At 62.0% G+C, this 17,779-nt stretch carries 21 protein-coding genes and 1 pseudogene; 13 read left to right on the forward strand and 9 right to left on the reverse strand.

Annotation, left to right across the window (positions count from 1 at the left end; genetic code table 11):
- Nucleotides 1–19 precede the first annotated feature (19 nt).
- The gene (locus M1D55_RS02270) at nucleotides 20–913 is read left to right on the forward strand and encodes a LysR family transcriptional regulator (RefSeq protein WP_456280981.1); all 894 of its coding nucleotides are present in this window, start codon (nucleotides 20–22) and stop codon (nucleotides 911–913) included.
- Between the two features lie 42 nt (nucleotides 914–955).
- Here the strand turns inward: M1D55_RS02270 and M1D55_RS02275 are convergent, their stop codons facing one another.
- On the reverse strand, nucleotides 956–1,414 hold the full coding sequence (locus M1D55_RS02275) for a PaaI family thioesterase (RefSeq protein WP_064574077.1): 459 nt from the start codon (nucleotides 1,412–1,414) through the stop codon (nucleotides 956–958).
- A gap of 135 nt (nucleotides 1,415–1,549) precedes the next feature.
- On the opposite strand from M1D55_RS02275, the gene M1D55_RS02280 reads away from it, so the two are divergent.
- The 6 genes from M1D55_RS02280 (at nucleotide 1,550) to M1D55_RS02305 (ending at nucleotide 7,362) form a co-directional block, all read left to right on the forward strand.
- Nucleotides 1,550–2,137 (forward strand): winged helix-turn-helix transcriptional regulator, encoded by a 588-nt coding sequence (locus M1D55_RS02280; protein ID WP_064574075.1) that lies wholly within the window; start codon nucleotides 1,550–1,552, stop codon nucleotides 2,135–2,137.
- A gap of 150 nt (nucleotides 2,138–2,287) precedes the next feature.
- Nucleotides 2,288–3,529, forward strand: coding sequence for a beta-ketoacyl-ACP synthase II (fabF, locus tag M1D55_RS02285; protein WP_456280982.1), 1,242 nt, complete (start codon nucleotides 2,288–2,290; stop codon nucleotides 3,527–3,529).
- Between the two features lie 144 nt (nucleotides 3,530–3,673).
- Nucleotides 3,674–4,480 carry an SDR family NAD(P)-dependent oxidoreductase gene (locus M1D55_RS02290; RefSeq protein ID WP_232206637.1) on the forward strand — a complete coding sequence of 269 codons (807 nt, stop codon included), beginning with the start codon at nucleotides 3,674–3,676 and terminating at the stop codon, nucleotides 4,478–4,480.
- Nucleotides 4,481–4,684: 204 nt separating this feature from the next.
- A complete protein-coding gene (locus M1D55_RS02295) occupies nucleotides 4,685–5,812 on the forward strand; it encodes an alkene reductase (protein ID WP_456280983.1) in 1,128 nt (375 codons plus the stop codon).
- A 31-nt stretch (nucleotides 5,813–5,843) separates the two neighbouring features.
- On the forward strand, nucleotides 5,844–6,593 hold the full coding sequence (locus tag M1D55_RS02300; protein ID WP_456280984.1) for an SDR family NAD(P)-dependent oxidoreductase: 750 nt from the start codon (nucleotides 5,844–5,846) through the stop codon (nucleotides 6,591–6,593).
- Between the two features lie 91 nt (nucleotides 6,594–6,684).
- Nucleotides 6,685–7,362, forward strand: coding sequence for a peroxiredoxin-like family protein (locus M1D55_RS02305; protein ID WP_064574067.1), 678 nt, complete (start codon nucleotides 6,685–6,687; stop codon nucleotides 7,360–7,362).
- 122 nt (nucleotides 7,363–7,484) lie between these two features.
- Here M1D55_RS02305 and M1D55_RS02310 read toward each other — a convergent pair whose 3' ends face one another.
- Both M1D55_RS02310 and M1D55_RS02315 read right to left on the reverse strand, forming a co-directional pair.
- Nucleotides 7,485–8,402, reverse strand: a complete 918-nt coding sequence (locus M1D55_RS02310; RefSeq protein ID WP_456280985.1) for an MBL fold metallo-hydrolase — start codon at nucleotides 8,400–8,402, stop codon at nucleotides 7,485–7,487.
- A 344-nt stretch (nucleotides 8,403–8,746) separates the two neighbouring features.
- Nucleotides 8,747–10,426, reverse strand: a complete 1,680-nt coding sequence (locus M1D55_RS02315; RefSeq protein WP_456280986.1) for an amidohydrolase — start codon at nucleotides 10,424–10,426, stop codon at nucleotides 8,747–8,749.
- 252 nt (nucleotides 10,427–10,678) lie between these two features.
- On the opposite strand from M1D55_RS02315, the pseudogene M1D55_RS02320 reads away from it, so the two are divergent.
- Nucleotides 10,679–10,831, forward strand: a pseudogene (locus M1D55_RS02320) (LPXTG cell wall anchor domain-containing protein); the annotation flags it as partial.
- Nucleotides 10,832–10,846: 15 nt separating this feature from the next.
- On the forward strand, nucleotides 10,847–11,731 hold the full coding sequence (locus M1D55_RS02325) for a VWA domain-containing protein (RefSeq protein ID WP_456281358.1): 885 nt from the start codon (nucleotides 10,847–10,849) through the stop codon (nucleotides 11,729–11,731).
- A 72-nt stretch (nucleotides 11,732–11,803) separates the two neighbouring features.
- Here M1D55_RS02325 and M1D55_RS02330 read toward each other — a convergent pair whose 3' ends face one another.
- From M1D55_RS02330 to M1D55_RS02350, 5 genes are all read right to left on the reverse strand, one after another.
- On the reverse strand, nucleotides 11,804–12,430 hold the full coding sequence (locus M1D55_RS02330) for a DUF3841 domain-containing protein (RefSeq protein WP_456280987.1): 627 nt from the start codon (nucleotides 12,428–12,430) through the stop codon (nucleotides 11,804–11,806).
- A 238-nt stretch (nucleotides 12,431–12,668) separates the two neighbouring features.
- Complete coding sequence (locus M1D55_RS02335) at nucleotides 12,669–12,956, reverse strand: XRE family transcriptional regulator (RefSeq protein WP_456280988.1); 288 nt, start codon at nucleotides 12,954–12,956, stop codon at nucleotides 12,669–12,671.
- A gap of 104 nt (nucleotides 12,957–13,060) precedes the next feature.
- On the reverse strand, nucleotides 13,061–13,795 hold the full coding sequence (locus M1D55_RS02340) for an HNH endonuclease (RefSeq protein ID WP_456280989.1): 735 nt from the start codon (nucleotides 13,793–13,795) through the stop codon (nucleotides 13,061–13,063).
- Between the two features lie 304 nt (nucleotides 13,796–14,099).
- Complete coding sequence (locus M1D55_RS02345; RefSeq protein WP_456280990.1) at nucleotides 14,100–14,360, reverse strand: SMI1/KNR4 family protein; 261 nt, start codon at nucleotides 14,358–14,360, stop codon at nucleotides 14,100–14,102.
- Nucleotides 14,361–14,566: 206 nt separating this feature from the next.
- On the reverse strand, nucleotides 14,567–14,971 hold the full coding sequence (locus M1D55_RS02350) for a VOC family protein (protein ID WP_456280991.1): 405 nt from the start codon (nucleotides 14,969–14,971) through the stop codon (nucleotides 14,567–14,569).
- A gap of 131 nt (nucleotides 14,972–15,102) precedes the next feature.
- Here M1D55_RS02350 and M1D55_RS02355 point away from each other — a divergent pair, with 131 nt between their 5' ends.
- The 3 genes from M1D55_RS02355 to M1D55_RS02365 are packed head-to-tail and all read left to right on the forward strand — an operon-like array spanning nucleotide 15,103 to nucleotide 16,748.
- Nucleotides 15,103–15,315, forward strand: coding sequence for a ParD-like family protein (locus M1D55_RS02355; RefSeq protein ID WP_456281359.1), 213 nt, complete (start codon nucleotides 15,103–15,105; stop codon nucleotides 15,313–15,315).
- Nucleotides 15,312–16,085: a type I methionyl aminopeptidase gene (gene map, locus M1D55_RS02360; protein ID WP_456280992.1), complete on the forward strand. Its 774-nt coding sequence runs from the start codon at nucleotides 15,312–15,314 to the stop codon at nucleotides 16,083–16,085. Before M1D55_RS02355 ends, map begins: the two co-directional genes overlap by 4 nt.
- Before the next feature lie 60 nt (nucleotides 16,086–16,145).
- The gene (locus M1D55_RS02365) at nucleotides 16,146–16,748 is read left to right on the forward strand and encodes an isochorismatase family cysteine hydrolase (protein ID WP_456281360.1); all 603 of its coding nucleotides are present in this window, start codon (nucleotides 16,146–16,148) and stop codon (nucleotides 16,746–16,748) included.
- Between the two features lie 92 nt (nucleotides 16,749–16,840).
- On the opposite strand, the gene M1D55_RS02370 is transcribed toward M1D55_RS02365, so the two are convergent.
- On the reverse strand, nucleotides 16,841–17,305 hold the full coding sequence (locus tag M1D55_RS02370; RefSeq protein WP_456280993.1) for a YaiI/YqxD family protein: 465 nt from the start codon (nucleotides 17,303–17,305) through the stop codon (nucleotides 16,841–16,843).
- Nucleotides 17,306–17,415: 110 nt separating this feature from the next.
- Here M1D55_RS02370 and M1D55_RS02375 point away from each other — a divergent pair, with 110 nt between their 5' ends.
- Nucleotides 17,416–17,769 (forward strand): YggL 50S ribosome-binding family protein, encoded by a 354-nt coding sequence (locus M1D55_RS02375; RefSeq protein WP_456280994.1) that lies wholly within the window; start codon nucleotides 17,416–17,418, stop codon nucleotides 17,767–17,769.
- The last annotated feature ends 10 nt before the right edge of the window (nucleotides 17,770–17,779 follow it).

Here is a 17,779-nt window from a genome sequence, read left to right on the forward strand (position 1 = left end):
TTTGGAATGGGAGCGGGACATGGATCGGCTGGCGGCGATGGAGACCTTTGTCGGGGTGATTGAGGCAGGATCGTTTTCGGCGGCCGCACGGCGGCTCAACCTCGGGCAGCCCGCGGTATCCAAGTCGATCGCCCAGCTCGAAGAACGGCTGGGCACTCGACTGCTGTTGCGTTCAACACGCGGCTTGACACCTACCGATGCAGGTCAGCGCTTCTATGAGCATGCCAAGCGGGCCATCGAAGAAGCAGACGAAGCCGAACAGGCGGCTCGCGATTCCTCGGAAGGGCTGTCGGGCCGCCTGCGGGTTTCGGCGGCGGTCACGTTTGCCCGATTGCATATCCTGCCCGGGTTGAAGACGTTCATGGACCGCCATCCCCAATTGGAAATCGATATCGCACTTGACGACCGCAATATCGATTTGCTCGAAGAGGGCACCGATGTCGCGCTACGCATGGGGATGCTGGACGATTCGTCGATGACGGCGCGGCGCATTGCCCGAAGCCCGCGGCTGGTAGTCGGCACGCCACGGTACTTCGCGCAGGCCGGTGTGCCGCGTACCCCCGCAGACCTGAGCGGGCATCAAGCCATCGTCTATTCGCAGCGTGGCGGTGGAGAATCATGGTCCTTCCGGCAGGGCAGCACGGAAGTCGCCGTCGTCGTATCGGGGCGCGTGCGTGTCAGTGCTGCCGAGGGAATCCGTACCGCAGTGCTCGCCGATATGGGACTGGCGGTGGCGTCAAGATGGATGTTTGCTCCGGAAGTGGAACAAGGCGTCGTACAGACGGTGCTGAACGATTGGACCTTGCCGCCGATCGATTTGTGGGCGGTCTTTCCATCCGGAAGAATGGTCACTGCAAAGGCGCGCGCCTTCGTCGCTTTTGTCGAAGAGGCGCTGGCGGGTCAGGTGTCCTGAAGCCGCGACACGCGCGGCCTGGTACCGTGCGCGATGGGGCGATCAGCGTTCGAAAACCAGCAACGTCGAAGTCGCCGAGGCATACAACCGCCCATCGGCGCCGACCAGATCCGCGCGAGAGAACGCGGCACGGCGGCCGAACGACAGCACCTGTCCTTCGGCCCGCAACAGGCCTGAGTCGCGCGTGATGGCCTTGTGATACGACACTTTCAATTCCAGCGTGGTGTAACCCTGACCCGGCGCCAGCCGCGAGTGCACCGCGCAGCCGCAAGCCGAATCCAGCAAGGTCGCTGCATAGCCGCCGTGGACCGTGCCGATCGGGTTATAGGCATGCTCCCCTGGAATCCCGGCGAACACGGCCCGACCTTCCGCCACTTCGACGAAATCGAAGTCCAGCGACACAAGGATGCCCGGCTTCCTGCCCGAGGCGAGCAGCGCCTGCAACTGTGCCAATCCATTTTGGCCTTCCATGCCTTTGCTTACTTCGTCGATCAGACTCATTACCGCTCCTGGTTTTCCGCCAGCGCGCCGGAGCATGCGAGACGGGGTAGGTGACTTGCATGATGGAAGTTACGAATTTACAATGACTTTCATGATGAAAGCAACCAGCATTTTCCTGCCCTGCGGAGGCACGTCATGAAACGGACCGACGTCGGCACCTCATGTTGTCCGGTCGCACGCAGCTTGTCCCATGTGGGCGAGTGGTGGAGCATCCTGATCCTTCGCGACGCGATGATCGGTCTGACCCGATTCGATGAATTCGAGAAGAGCCTGGGCATCGCACCCAATATGTTGACTCGCCGTCTGGCCAGCCTGGTGGAGGCCGGTCTGCTCGAGCGCGTGCAATATCAGGACCGTCCGCCTCGCTACGAATATTTCCTCACCGAAGCCGGCAAGGCGTTTCGCCCGGTTCTGCTGGCCTTTGTCGAATGGGGCAGCCGATATTTCGCACCCGAGGGCCGCAGCGTGCAATTGGTCGAGCGTGCGACGGGCCGGCCGGTGCGAGTCGGCATGGTCGATCTCGATACCGGCAAGCCGGTCGACGCCCGCGATTACGTCATCGAACCGGGGCCCGCAGCTGATGATCACCTACGTTACTGCTTCGCGTATGGCAAGACCAAGCGCCGTGGCGGCGACACCGGTCTGAAGTTCGTTCCCCCATCCATCTCCGTCGTCGATGACGACGGCGACGGCCGAGCGCGACGCGGCAAAGCGCGGACCTGACGCCCGGAACACGGGTCCGCATTCAACTTCGGCAGTACGACCGGCGACGCCGCGCAGGCGCCTCGCCCGGCCAAGTTCGTCCCAAACTTCCTGCGGCTTTCAATTGCATAGGCAACAATGATGAGTACAAAGAGAATCGTGGTAACCGGCATGGGTGTGGTGTCGCCGCTCGGATGCGGGGTGGAAGCGGTATGGGGCAGGCTGCTCGAGGGCAACTCCGGAATGGTCTTGTTGCCGGAGGACATGGTCGACGGTATCGCGGCCAAGGTGGCAGCGGTGGTGCCAGCGTTCGGCGAGAACGAGCCCGCCGGGTTCGATCCGGCAAGCGCTGCCGAGCCAAAGGACCTGAAGAAGATGGACCGCTTCATTCTGTTTGCGTTGACGGCCGCAAAGGAAGCCCTCGCGCAAGCGGGATGGGCGCCGCGGGACGAGGCAGGGCGGCAGCGCACCGCGACAGTCATCGCATCGGGTATCGGCGGCTTTGGCGCAATCGCAGAGGCGGTGCGCACTACTGAAACCCGCGGACCTCGTCGCCTGTCGCCCTTCACGATTCCCAGCTTCCTCGCCAACATGGCTGCAGGCAACGTGTCGATTGCGCACGGCTTCAAGGGCCCGCTAGGGGCGCCCGTGACGGCGTGTGCCAGCAGTGTGCAGGCCATTGGAGATGCGGCGCGCATGATCCGGGCTGGCGAGGCGGATGTTGCCATTTGCGGCGGCACCGAGGCGGCGATCGATCGCGTCAGTCTCGGGGCCTTCGCAGCGGCGCGTGCGCTATCAACGGGCTTCTCGGACAGACCGGCTCAGTCGTCGCGCCCGTTCGATCAGGCCCGCGATGGCTTCGTCATGGGCGAGGGCGCCGGCCTGCTGGTCATCGAGGAGCTGGAGCACGCGCTGCGACGAGGCGCCACGCCGATTGCGGAACTGGTCGGCTATGGCACCACGGCCGACGCCTATCACCTGACGTCCACACCGGACGACGGCGACGGCGCACGCCGCGCCATGGCGCTGGCGCTACGACAAGCCGCAATCGCGCCGGAGGCTGTCCAGCATCTGAACGCGCATGCCACCTCGACACCGCTGGGCGATCGCAGTGAACTGGAAGCGGTCAAGGCCGTATTTGGAAGAGGCAAAGGTCCAGCCGTTTCGGCAACGAAATCCGCCACAGGGCATTTGCTCGGGGCAGCTGGAGGCATCGAAGCCATCTTCACCGTGCTGGCTCTGCGCGACCAGATTGCGCCGGCTACCTTGAATCTCGTCGAACCGGATCCCGCGGCGGACGGCGTCGATATCGTCCACGGATCCCCACGTGCGATGGCGATGGAGTACGCGATCTCGAATGGCTTCGGCTTTGGGGGCGTCAATGCGAGCGTGGTGTTCCGCCGCTACTGCTGACGCTGCTGTATGACGCCTGATGCCGCAGCGAGCCGCTATGCCGGCGAGGAATAAGACCTATTCTTTTCAACGTCTGCCATGACACGCAACACCGCTTCACTATCGCCAAACGGCGACATTCACTGAAGAACAAGGAGTTACATCATGCATGTACAAGGAAAGCGGGTGCTGATCACGGGCGGCTCCAGCGGCATCGGCCTTGCCACTGCCGAAGCGTTGCTCAGCAAAGGCGCATCGGTGGTGATCGTTGGTCGGCGGGCGGCCGTGGTGGAACAGGCGCTCGCCCGCTTGCGGGTCATCGGCCATGCAGACGGCGTCGAAGCGGACATCACTACCGAAGCGGGGCGCATGCGGGCGTTGGCCGAGGTGCAGAGTCGCATGGGAGGCTTGCAGGTGCTGATCCACAGCGCTGGCGGCGTGCGTGCGGGACGACTGGAGGAGACGCCGGAGGACGACATCCGCAAGATGGTGGAAGTCAATCTGCTGGCGCCGATCTTGTTGTCACGTCTTGCCTTGCCGATGCTGCGTGCCTCCTCCAGTGGCGGCATGATCGTCAATATTTCATCCGGCATCGCGCTGGTCGGCGTGCCGTTCTACGCGACCTATGCCGGCGTCAAATCCGGCATTGCGCATTTTGGCGAGGCAATGCGGCGCGAATTGAAGGGCGAGGGTGTGCATGTGCTGACGGTATATCCAGGGGCGACTGACACTCCAATGATGTCGTCGTCCGATGCCGGACCGGAACTCGGCTTCGTACGCGAGCCGGCCTCCACTGTGGCGGACGCGATCGTCAAGGGGATCGAGCAGGACGCGATGCAGGTCATTCGCGGTGGTGAGGTTCGGGCCGCGATGATCGCGCAGAACCGCACGGATCCTGCCGCATTGGACCAGCGTTTCGCTGCGTTGAAACCGAAGCTGCTCCAGGCCGTCAAGCGGCACGTCGCGCTGTAGCACCATTCGCCCTTATGTCGGCGACCGTCGCATCGCGCTGGCGCGATGTGCCGGGACACCGGGATGGAATTGCTCGCCTGACTGAACGCCTGGAACGCTGCCATTACTGGCAGGAATGAGTGCTATTGCTCCAGGCTGCCTTCCGCCTCTCCGGACACCGGCGGATCATGCCGTCACCGATTCACTGACATCGAGGTAGACGGCATGCAAGCAACGCAATTGACTCTCTTCACCCCGACCACCGTCGGCCCCTACGATCTGCAGCACCGCGTCGTGCTCGCTCCCCTCACGCGGATGCGGGCCGACCTCAATAACGTGCCTACGGATCTGATGGTGGAGTACTACGCGCAGCGTGCGACCCAAGGTGGCTTGCTGATCGCGGAGGCAACCGCCGTGTCGCCGCTCGGCATCGCCTATGTCGACGGGCCCGGCATCTTCAACGAGGCGCAGGCGGCGGGATGGAGGCGCGTCACCGATGCGGTGCACGCCAGGGGCGCGCGGATCTTCCTGCAGCTATGGCATGCGGGACGACAGGCGCATCCCGCCAACATCGGCGGGGAAACGCCGATCGCGCCTTCCGCGATTCGGGCCCTCGAACATGCGGCCATTCGCGATGCGCTGGGAAATATCGTCGAGGCCGAGCAGGTCATGCCGCGCGCGCTCGCCATCGAAGAGATTCCGGCAGTGGTGGAGGAATTCCGGCGCGGCGCGGAACTCGCGAAGGCGGCCGGCTTTGATGGTGTGGAGCTGCATGCGGCGAACGGATATCTGTTGGACCAGTTTCTGCTCGATGGCTCGAACCGCCGGACCGACGCCTACGGCGGGCCGGTGGAGAACCGCGCGCGCTTTCTGTTCGAGGTGCTGGATGCCGTCCGTTCGGTCTGGGGGGATGGGCGCGTGGCGGTGCGGCTGTCGCCCAGCGGCACCTACGGCACGATGTCGGACCGCGACCCACATGGCACCTTCGGCTATGTCGCCTCACGCTTGAACAGCTACGCGTTGGCGTATCTGCATCTGGTCGAGCCGCGTGTGCGGGGCAACGAGGACACCGTCGCCCACGACACCGACGTATCGACGCGCCACCTGCGCCCGCTGTACCACGGCACCATCATTGCGGCCGGTGGATTCACTGGCGACAGTGCCGAGCTGATGCTCCGCAACGGGACGGCCGACCTGATCGCCTTTGGCCGGACCTTTATCGCCAATCCCGACCTGCCAGAACGCCTGCGCATCGGCGCGCCACTGAATTCCTATGACCGTGCGACGTTCTATGGGGGCGATGCGCGCGGCTATACCGACTACGCCTTTCTTGGCGACATGATCCCAGCGTGATGAGGGATCGACAAAGGCTAAAGGTGAAGCCATGGGAAAACTCGAAAACAGAACGGCCGTCATTACTGGCGGCAGCAGCGGAATCGGGCTCGCAACAGCCAGGCGTTTCGCCGAGGAAGGAGCCCATGTTTATATCGTCGGACGCCGGCAATCGGAACTCGACAAGGCGGTCCGTGAAACTGACGGCCGTGTTCGCGCGGTGCGGGCCGATGTGTCGAGCCCGGCGGATCTCGACCGCTTGTTTGCCATCGTCGAACGCGAGCGAGGCGGGCTCGATGTGCTGTTTGCTAACGCCGGCGCAATCGAGCAGCGAGCACTCGACGCCATCACGCCGGAGCACTTCGATCAGACCTTCGGCGTCAACGTCAAGGGCCTGATCTTCACGGTGCAGCGAGCCCTGCCGCTGATGCGGACCGGTGGCAGCGTCATCCTGACTGGTTCTGTCGCCGGTGTGAAGGGCCTGCCCGCACATGACGTCTACAGCGCGGCGAAGGCGGCCGTGCGCTCCCTTGCACGTACCTGGACGATGGAGTGGAAGGACCGGGGTGTCCGCGTCAACGTGATCAGCCCCGGTGCCATCGATACGCCCATCATCGATAGCCAGGCTCGGACCAAACAGGAGGCCGACGCGCTGCGCGCCGCGTTTGCGGCCGCGACGCCGTTGGGGCGAATCGGTCGACCGGACGAGATCGCGGCGGCGGCGCTGTTCCTGGCTTCGGACGACAGCAGCTTTGTTGCCGGTATCGACCTGTTCGTCGATGGCGGCCTCGCCCAGGTCTGAACGGAATGACTGCTATTCCTGGCGGCCGCCTACCGCGCCCGCTCGTCCTATCCCACTATTGCCAATACCCACTCTCGATTGGAGAACAGACATGTCACTGCAGGAAAAACTCGATGCATTCAAGGCGGACTTCCGCGCGGGCAAGCCGCCGTACAACGCGCCCCCCGAGATCCATCCCATCATGGAACGAGCGACCGCCGAGCTGATCGCCAGTGGCCAGGCCGCACGTGCAGTCAAGGCCGGCGACCGCGCGCCGGAATTTCGTCTGCGCGATCAGGACGGCAACGCGGTATCGTCGGCCGAGCTACTGGAAAATGGGCCGCTCGTGGTCACCTTCTATCGGGGCGTCTGGTGCCCCTACTGCAATATCGAACTGCAGGCGATCAACGAGGTGCTTCCCCAACTCGAGGCACTCGGCGCGAGCGTCGTCGCAATTTCTCCGCAGACGGCAGTCAATAGCCGAAAGTCGGTGCGGACCAATTCGCTCGGATTCCCGGTACTGAGCGACACCAATAACGAGGTCGCGGCTGCATTTGGTCTGCGCTTCAAGCTGCCCGACTATCTGGTCGATCTGTACAAGAAACTGAAGAACGATCTGCCGGCCTTCAACGGTGATCCAAGCTGGACGCTGCCGATGCCAGCGCGCTATGTCATTGGCTCCGACGGCGTCGTACTGTACTCGGAGGTCAACCCGGACTACACCCATCGCCCGGACCCTTCCGACATGTTTTCGGTATTGCAGAAGGCAGCGCCGGCGCAATCGGCTTGATCGCCTTCCACCGGTGGTGTAGCCCCATATCGGTTCAGTGGGAAACTGCGGGGCGACGGCGGGGGCGATGACATCGCCCCGCCACCGGGGGAGTCCTGATTCAGTTGAGAGCCAACAAGCTGTCAGTAGTCCCAAAACACCGGCACCCACCGAAACGCCTCGCCCTGCACCGCCACCCGCCCAACCGACGGAAACGGCAGATGCGTCGCCACCAACAGCTCGCCAGTCGCCGCCGCTTCCCGCAACATGCTGACCCGAACCTCTACCGACTCCACCGGGTCATGTTCGAAGCCGTTGTGCCATTCGGGGTGGTCGAAACCGACCGGGAAGATGGCGTCGCCGGCGAAGGTCAGTCGTTCGCTGGCCGACGTCACGCGGACCATGCTGTGCCCGGGCGTGTGGCCGCCGGTGCGAAAGGCGGTGACGCCGGGCGCGACCTCGCACTGCTGGTCGAATAGCCGCAGCTGGCTGCGGTATTCCTTGGCGAAGCGCGTGGCGGCGGAGCGGAGCACGGGCGGTACCGGCGATGGCATGGTCGTGTCCGAGAAATCCGGCGATTCCCAAAACTGGACCTCGGTGGCGCACACGTGAATCCGCACGTCCGGACGCAGCTGCTCCTTGACGCCGTCGACCAGCAGGCCGCCAACGTGGTCCATGTGCATGTGGGTGATGACGATGTCGGTCAGGGAACCCAGGTCGATGCCGGCGGCAGCCAGGCGCTGGGGCAAGAGGCCAGCGCGCGGGAAGTCCGGATACTCGGCGCCGAGTCCGGTGTCGATCAGGATGGTTTGCTTGCCGCTGCGTACCACCGCCACGTTCAGCGGCCAGTCGAACGCATCCGGCGGCAGGAACATGTCTTCGAACCAGGCCGCCCGGTCCGCGGGGTCGGCATTGGTGGCCAACGTTGCGGTAGGCAGAGCCAACACGCCATCGCTGATCACCAGCACCTCGATGTCGCCGACTCGTACCGCGTAGCGCGACGGAACCAGGTCGTCGGGAGTGGCCTCACCGCGGTTTGGGGTGTTGTGTGTGCTGAGCATGATCGATTCTCCAAATGAGTCGGCCCGTTTGCCGGACCAGCGCAGTCGGGCAATGGGTTGCTTCGGAAAAGGGTGCCCCGCCGGCTTGCGGGGCAGAGGTCACGGCGGGAAGGCCGCGTGACCACATCGTAGGCAGCAGGGTTGCGAGGCGGAAGGCAGCGTGGGGAATCACGGTGTTGCCCGATACGCACCAAACGGATCGACAAGGACGAAAGATTGGTCAGGCAGAATCGCGCATTCTTTGGATGTCCGCCGTTAGCCGAGGACGGCGATCGCGCGAAAAAAAGCCCTGCTGAACCATCGTCCAGCAGGGCCTTTTATTGGCGAGATTGCGATCTGGTCGATCAGCGTTGCGCCGATTGATTGCCCTTCGCGTACACCCGTTCACCGGCCACCCAGGTCTCCAGCACCTGAATCTTCCAGATGTCCGCCGGTGCGACCTTGAACAGGTCGCGGTCCACCAGGATGAAGTCGGCCCACTTGCCTTTCTCCAGCGAGCCCAACGTGTTTTCCTGATGCTGCGCGTAGGCGGCATCGAGGGTGAACGCGCGGAATCCCTGCGGCAGCGTCATCGCTTCCTCGGGATGCCAGCCGTTGATCGGGCGGCCTTCATGGTCGGTGCGCGTGACCGCCGCGTGCAGACCGTAGAACGGATTGGCCGATTCCACCGGGAAATCCGAGCCACCCGCGATCACGGTGCCTTGCTTCAGGAAGGTCTGCCAGGCGTAGGCGCCCTTGATCCGCTCCTTGCCGATGCGGTCTTCCGCCATGTTCATGTCGCTGGTCGCGTGCGTGGGCTGCATCGACGCAATCAGGTTCAGCTTCTTGAAGCGCGGGATATCGGGCAGCGATACGACTTGCGCATGCTCGATACGATTGCGCAGGTCGCGGCCGCCCACGTCCTTGTAGGCGACTTCCATCGCGTCGAGCACCTGATGGTTGGTCTTGTCGCCGATCGCATGCACATTGACCTGATAGCCGGCCTTCAGCGCCGTCTTCACGTTGGCCTGCATCACCGCATCGCTCATGAACAGCAGGCCGCTATGCGCGTGATCGTCGGTGTAGGGCTCCATCAGCGCGGCGCCACGGCTGCCGAGCGCGCCGTCGCCGTAGAGCTTCACGGCGCGCAGGTCATAGCGGTCGTTGCCGTAACCGATCAGCGGGCCCTTGGCGGACAGCGTCTTGAAGTCATCGCCAGTGTCGCGAATCATCCCGTAGATGCGGGTGGTCAGCTTGCCTTGATCGGCGAATTCGCGATAGATGCGGTCGTCGGCGACCGTCACGCCGGCATCGCCGACGGAGGTCAGGCCCAGCGCGTTCAGGTGCGCGACGGCCGCGGCCAGCGCGGCGCGGCGATCATCGTCGGAGTAGGGCGGAATCACGTTGTTGACCAGCGCCATCGCCTTGTCGATCAGCACGCCGGTCGGATTGCCGTTGGCATCGCGTTCGATACGGCCGCCGGCCGGGTCCTTGGTGTCACGCGTGATGCCGGCCGCCTGCAGCGCCTTGGTGTTCAGCCAGGCAGCATGGCCATCCACCCGCACCAGCCGCACCGGACGGTCCGATACCGCGGCATCCAGCTCGGCGGCAGTCGGGAAGCGGCCCAGCTTCCAGTTCACCTGATTCCAGCCATAACCGAGCAGCCATTGACGCTGCGGGTTCTTCTGCGCATAGTCGCGGATCTGGCCTTGCGCTTCCTGCAGGCTTTTCGTTCCCGACAGCGAAATCTCGGTCGTCTTGAAGCCCAGCCGGAACACGTGGCCGTGCGCGTCGATCAGGCCCGGCAGCAGCGTCTTGCCCTGGCCGTCGATGCGCTTGGCATCGGGATATTTCGCGCGCAGCGCGGCGGCGTCGCCGGTCTCCAGTACCTTGCCCTGGTCGAACACCAGACCGCTGAAGCTGGCGATCTTGTCGTTCTGCAGCGTGTAGCCCTGTACGGACTCGACCAGCGTAGGAGCGGCGTGCGCATGCACCGCCGCCATGGCGGCCAGTGCGAGCAGACTCGTGCGGATGGACTTCTTCAAGATGACTCCTTGTTGTTGTGCTGTGTTTTCTTATGGTGTTGCCGATGACGCCCGGGGCGGCGCCGATTCGCGGCATAGCGCCGCGAGTCATTGACGGGCGGTGGTCTGCCTTCTACTCGCCCGCATGACGGGCGGCATCATAAGAGAAAACAGGGGTGCGGGAAAGGCCAAGGGAATGCCCGACCGGGAAACGCAGTACCATCGCCATATCACGTGCCAAGGAGTGCCAAGGAGCGCGGCATGCAGTTTCTCTGGCCACAAATGCTCTGGCTGCTGCTGGGTCTTCCGCTGCTGGTAGCCGCCTACCTGTACCTGATTGCGCGGCGCAAAAAAGCCGCGCTGCTGTATTCCAGTGTTGCGCTGCCGCGCGCCGTGCTCGGTCGCGGGCAACGATTGCGCCGCCACATCCCGCCATTCCTCGTGTTGCTGGGGCTTGGCGTGGCCCTGCTGGCCTGCGCTCGTCCTACCGCGACCGTCACGCTGCCTTCCGACACCGTCACGGTGGTACTCGCGATGGATACCTCTCGCAGCATGGCGGCGGCCGACGTGGCACCCACCCGCATCGCCGCCGCGCAGCACGCCGCCCGCGACTTCATCATCGGTCTGCCGGCCAGCGTGCGTCTGGGCATCGTGTCCTTTGCCGCCACGGCGACCGTGGTGCTTTCCCCCACCGACAGCCGGCAGGACATGCTCGATGCGATCGAACGCTTTCAACTGCAACACGGCACGGCGACCGGCAGCGGACTGATCCAGGCGCTGGCGGTGCTGCTGCCCAACGATGGCATCGACCTCGAAGCGATCATCTTCGGCGGCGAGTCGCTTGCGCCCGGCCCCGGCGGTAGATCGCTGTCAGAGGCTGCCGCGGCGGAGGCCGTCCGCAAGCGCGAACAGGAGCAGCCCTCGGCGAGCCCCGGTTCCTATCGGCACGGCGCGATCATCCTGCTCAGCGACGGCCGCCGCACCACTGGCCCCGATCCTCTCGACGCAGCCCGGATGGCCGCGCAGCGGGGCGTCCGGGTCTATACCGTGGGCTTCGGTACGCCGCTGGAAGAGGGGGCGCCGGTGCCGGGTCTTTCTTCGCCCGTGCAACTGGATGAGGCTACGTTGCGGCAGGTCGCGATGTTGACCGATGGGGAGTACTTTCAGGCCAGTTCGGCTGCTGATCTGACGCAGGTCTATCGGCGGTTGAGCAGTCGGTTGGCGTTGGAGCGGAAAGAAGTCGAGGTTAGTGCGTTGTTGGCGGCGGGGGCGGTGGTGTTGTTGATCTTGGCTTGTGGGTTGTCGGTGGTTTGGTTTCGGAGGTGAGCGAACGGAAGGGACTCGTTCGGCCTTCGATTCTTGCGCGATCCACGCAAGCGGATCCGATGATCCGCCTTATTACGCCAGCGGAGCTGACAATTTTTCGAGCCGCTGTCCGGGGCCGAATCTGACCGCTTCCCGGACATCGATCGGGCGGATCTCCCAGAACGTTGCTTGAACACAATTGGGTCCTGCCACGTCCGGGCCTGCAACGCAAGGTACCCCATTGGCGGTGAAAATTGCATCCCAAGACCGTTGCTTCAGGGCATGTAGTTCGGAATCCGGCAGCGGATCATTGCCATCGTCGCTCAAGCCTGCGAGCCGGCAGCGTTCAATGTAGCCTTCAGTCGCCGCTTCATCTCCGAGAAACCAATTGTTTAAGGGGAAGTGCCAAGCCTCAAAGTCGGAGAGCAGAGCACGATCTGGATCGATATCCAATGTTAGGAGTACCCCGCGTTCCCGGCCCCTGACTGATTCAAATCGGAGATCGGGGCGTGCCCGTTCAGGTCCGAGCCACTGATGCCATGCCCAGACAGGGTATTGGCATCCTTCAGGGCGCGGTCCGCAATGTTCAAGCATTTTGCCTACCAACCAGTCGTAGGCCGGGAGGAAGTATGGATCGATCATTGCAGGATCCGTCCTGAATGGCTTGCCCGTGGCAAGCAAATCGTAGGCGGCTGCGGATTGTAGGGTGTAAAGGCGCAAGTTCGAAGTGATGCGTGTACGGGTACCAGCCTGCCAGCTTGTGTACTCGTCATCTGGTGCCGTTGGTGGTCGTCAGAACAGGTTTTCGATCGGACGAAGACCTGATAATTCGTTAGCGTCCGTCCATAGCCAGCGAGCAACGGGGCGATCGAACAGTTTAGCCACCGGACGTTCCGGACCTGCTGGAATGTTTGATTCCAGGACGAACCCGTCGACGCGTTGCGGCCGGGTGACCACACTAGGCAACGATCCGCTCACGGTCGTCCGGGGCATCTAGGTCGATCTCCGCGCCCAGCTCGCGCATTTGGCTCAAAACTCTGTTCAGTTCTTCAGGCGACAATACGAGGCGGGCCACGCCGAAAAACAGAATTTGGGGAGACATATCGCGCCGCTGATGTCCGCCCGTGTACTTACGCCACTGCGGGCCACTCGCTACGCCAAAGAGATCTGCCATTTCGTTACCTGTCTTACCTAGCTCACGCTTCAGAGCTTGGAGTCTTTCAGGCGGAGGGGGAATGTAGCGCATGGAGAGATTTGCCTTTCGGAGGTCGTCAGCTATCAGCTCAAGAATAGAGCAGTATAGGGTGATGTCTTGCCGGTGTCTTGATCCCAACGGCCGATCGGTGACGCCTACGTAAGTGGTGTGCTCTTGCCCGGTATCAACATCATGAGGTTCGATGTCGTTTCACTTACGCCGGGTATTCCCAGTCTTGCACGATAGAAGTTCAGGCGCCACATCGATAAAGGCGCATCAAGAGGGGAGAAGAATCCTTCGTAGGTAACGGTTTCCCTACCAAGTTGGATAAGTCCGGTGGTTTTAACAACGTCATCCAAGGAAGCATTCGCCGCCATCTCTTGGAGTTTGTTGATCACGCCGGAAAAAGTCAATTCGCCAGCTTCATTCATAAACTGAGAACGAACGATCTGGTCCTTCGGTACGATCACCTGCCAATGATGGTACAAAAGGCCTTTGGCGATGTACTTCGAAAGGTCTAGAAGCTTGGAGCTATCAATGGGGATCGCCATTTCGGTGACAGGCTCTGCTATTCTGTCGGCCCGTCTTGAGATTGCCGCTCCTGCCTGCAATTCTCGATAGAGCTTCTGGTTCTTGTCGATACGCCGTCGCGATTCAGCCCAGTAGTCCGACACATCGTCTTGGTGCCGAGCTCCTTGCGGCAGCAACGCAGTCAGATAGGTCTCCAGGGTCGATTTAGCGCTGTTGCACGGGGCGCATGCCGGCACCTGCGGTAGATTGTTGCGTTCATCTACAGAGAAGAATGACCTGGCCACGACGTGGTCGCCTGTCGATGACTCACCTGGTCTAGCGCAATAAACGCAAACCTTCCCCTTGTACTGTTTGCTCATGGCGGTCGTGATCCTCTTTCTATCCGGCTCAACGGCTTCCTCGGCGCTTCGGCACGGGAGAGCATACCGGCCTCTAGTGACGGCTGCTGATGACAGCAACCATGACCGCGCTACCAATGTCTGAGGTCTGCCTCTAGCAGCCGCTCGGATTTTATCCATCAACGATGGTTCATGGCCGGAGCGCGACGTCTGCGAGTTTCGTACCTACCAACCGTTGCCGTGGAATCTTGGCCCGGGCACCGCCGGTCAACTCTTGAAGCGTGTGACCAGATCTGCAAAGCTATCTGCGACGCGGATGGCGCAATTAGGTGCCATGCCGATCATTGGCAGCATGAAGACTGCTGCCCGCGTGATCGAAAGCCAATAGTTCCCCACCGCCATCACCACCAAAAGCTAGGAATCCAGGTGCGTAGACCTCGATTTCGACATCAGCGTTGTTGCGCGCTATTTCGTCTAGGGACCACAGTGCAACGTATTCTGGCCTGGATCCCTCCGCCGTAAACCCCTCGAAGATCCCATGGGAAATCAGGTAATCGCGGTACTGACGCGGAACTGAAGGCAGCATGTATTCGCTCTCCATTAGGGAACTGTTGCCGACTCTAGCAGCATTCGGCAGTTCAAGGCGAGTATCGGCCAATTTCCGCTTTTGGCCGAAAGCGGAGCAGCACAGGCGAGCCCTTATCGTCCGTTATTCTCAGCGATAGCCAACGTCGGAGATTGCATGGTCGCCGGTTGGCTCGATATTTTGCTATCGCATGTCAAGACAGTCGGCTATCGCGGATCGAAACTCAGTTCAATTCGCGTGCCGCCCGGCTCCATCACCATCGCATGCCACTTGGGACCGTTGCCGGACAGCTCCGGCGCAAACTCGACCTGAACACCGGGATAAGCGCGGACCCGTTCGAAAAGGCTGTCGAGTGAAGATCGATCCGGAACCTTCAATGCAAGGTGGTGCAGGCCAACGGTGTTCTTCCGATCAAAGGGCGCAAACGCGGTTGTATCCGCGACTTGCCACAGCGTGATCTTGGCTGTCCCGTCCGTTACGTACGCCGCGGGATAGGCAGGGTTGCTGCCGAAGATCCGCCACCCCAGGCATTCCGTAAAGAAGCGCGTCGACGCTTCGAGGTCTGCAACGGTAAGGCCAATGTGGTCGATGCCGAGAGTCGCGGCAGTCATTGCGTCTACCCCCATTCTTGTGTTGGTTGGCGGAGATTGTGGCACGGCCGCATGGGACGACAGGCCAAACCACTTGCTTTGTCAACGGAATCGGGCATATGATCCATATACGTTTCACATATGGCATCGAAATGGGCATAGTAAATATCGACGACGATCTGCACGATCAAATACGCAAGGCGAGCGCCGTGTCGTGCCGGTCGATCAACGCGCAAGCGGCCTTCTGGATCAAGATCGGCATGCTGTGCGAAATGAATCCGACGCGGAGCTTCAATGAGATCGTGGCTGGCGAATTGCGCGCGGCTGGTGTGGCGCCGCAAGGCGTCAAGGTCTCTTCGACATGACGAAGCGGCCGGAAGAAATTGCCATCATGGCGGAGTCGGGCAGATTGCTGGCGCAGGTGTTCAGCCATCTGGATCGGCTCAATTTGATCGGCATGTCGACCATGCAGGTCAACGATCTGGTCGACAGCTTCATCGTCAACGAGTTACAAGCACGCCCGGCAAGCAAAGGGCAGTATGGCTATGCCTACGCGCTGAACTCGTCCCGCAATAGCGTCGTCTGCCACGGCGTTCCCTCGACGTCCGAAGTCTTGCAGAACGGCGATATCGTCAACTTCGATATCACGTTGGAGAAGAACGGCTATATCGCCGATTCCAGCAAAACATATCTTGTTGGCGAGGTGTCGCCGCTAGCCAAGCGCCTCGTGCAGGTTACCTACGAGGCCATGTGGAAGGGAATCCAGACCGTTCGGCCCGGCGCCAGACTTTGCGATGTCGGACACGCGATCGAGCGGCACGCCCGCAGGCATGGTTATTCGGTCGTCAGGGAATATTGCGGGCATGGCATCGGCCGGGAAATGCACGAGCCTCCAGAAGTCCTGCACTGGGGACGGCCGCGAACGGGATTGGTGCTGCGCGAGGGTATGGTGTTCACCATCGAGCCGATGATCAATCAGGGAGGGCACGCCGTTCGTACCGAGGAAGATGGCTGGACGGTGGTGACGCGCGATGGGCAACTGTCCGCGCAATTCGAGCACACGGTGGCTGTGACGGGAAAAGGTGTACGCGTTCTGACATTGCGTCCCGGTGAAAGAGTGCCGAATTTTGGCTGATGAGGGTCGTGGTAGAGTCGGTCGTTGTCCTCCACCGACTCCCGCAGCGATCAACCCGATATGGAAAGTACCGCCGCTACGTCAAATATGACCACGCAGATTCCGGCAATCGTTCCAGCAAAGACAGCGCTGTTGGTCATGCACTATCAGACCGACATCCTCGAGTTGTTTCCCTCGGTCGCACCCACATTGCTCGCCAACACGCGCAGGCTGTGCGACGCTGCGCGGGACAAAGGCATCGGCGTCTATTTCGCGAAGTTCCACTTCAGTCCCGGCTATCCCGAAGTCAGTCCTCTAAACAAGAACGGGCAGGGCGTCAAGCAACTCGGCCTTTTCGTCGAAGACCAAATCTCGCCGGAGCTCGGCCGGCAAGCCAACGAGCCGATCATCATCGCGCACCGTGCCAGCGTGTTCTTCGGAACAGATCTCCAGGTACGGCTGTCCGCGCAGGGCATTGATACTCTGATCATGGTCGGCATTGCGTCGACCGGCGTGATGCTGTCTTCGGTCGCCTATGCCAGCGATGCGGATTTCCGTTTGTTCACCGTCAAGGATTGCTGCTACGACCCGGATCACGTTGTGCACGATCATCTCTTTGCGACAGCGTTTGAGTCGCGGACGACGGTGCTGACGTTGGCGGATGCGTTGGCATTGCTTGCCTGACATCGCCCCAATTCAGCGCCAGGATAGCGGACCAAAGATGGAGGCTTCCCGGCCCACCGCTTATCGGCACACGCTTCACTGCAGCTAGTGCGTCAGGACGCTCCTTTTGGCGGCGCATGGCGTGCCAGGAATCGATCCAATTGCCCGGCAAACGCCTTGCTGTCCTGCGCGGAATACGGCGCGGGCCCACCGGTATCGATTCCTGAGGCGCGAAGCTGATCCATCACCTCACGCATCGTCAATCGCTCCTGAATATTCTCGCGGGTGAACCAGCTTCCTCTGGGGTCGAGCACATGGGCACCCTTGTCCAAGGCAGCGGAGGCGAGAGGTATGTCCGCCGTAATCACCAGATCCCCGGCCGTCACCAGCTCGACGATGCGATCATCGGCGGCATCGAAGTCAGCCGGCACCTGGATTGATTTGATGAAGCGGGAAGGTGGCGTGCGCATGTACTGATTGGCGACCAGCGTGACGCACACCTCGACCCGTTGCGCCGCTCGGTACAACATTTCCTTGACGACGGCGGGGCAGGCGTCTGCGTCAACCAGTATTTGCATCGCGGTAGTCGGTTGGGGTGGGGACGGTCATGATACTGCCTGCTTGGACCGGGTACTCTCCCAGGAACTGGCACAATTGCGCCTTTCTCATGAAGCATCAAAGGAATCCCATGAAGTCTTCCCGCCGCTACAACCACCGCCAACGCAAGAAGCTCCATATCGGCGAGTACCAGGAACTGGCATTCGAAGTGATGGCGGACGTTGCCGAGCCGGCTCGCCAGGGCGACCCTGCGGCCCTGCTTGACCGGTTCCTGGAAGAAGCGATCGAGGCAAACGGACTGCTGATGGCCGGCGCCATCGATGATGGTCAGCTGTCCGCCTATATCCTGCTGAACGCCGCGCGCGGTTCGGTCAGCGCCGAGCAGCGCGAGGCGGTCGAGAAGTGGTTGCAGGCATCTGGCGACTTCGAGAACGTTCGGGTCGGGCCGCTGCGGGATGCGTGGTACGGGCTGGACCAGGAGTAATAGGGATAGG

The organism is Cupriavidus sp. JZ107, from assembly GCF_053903255.1.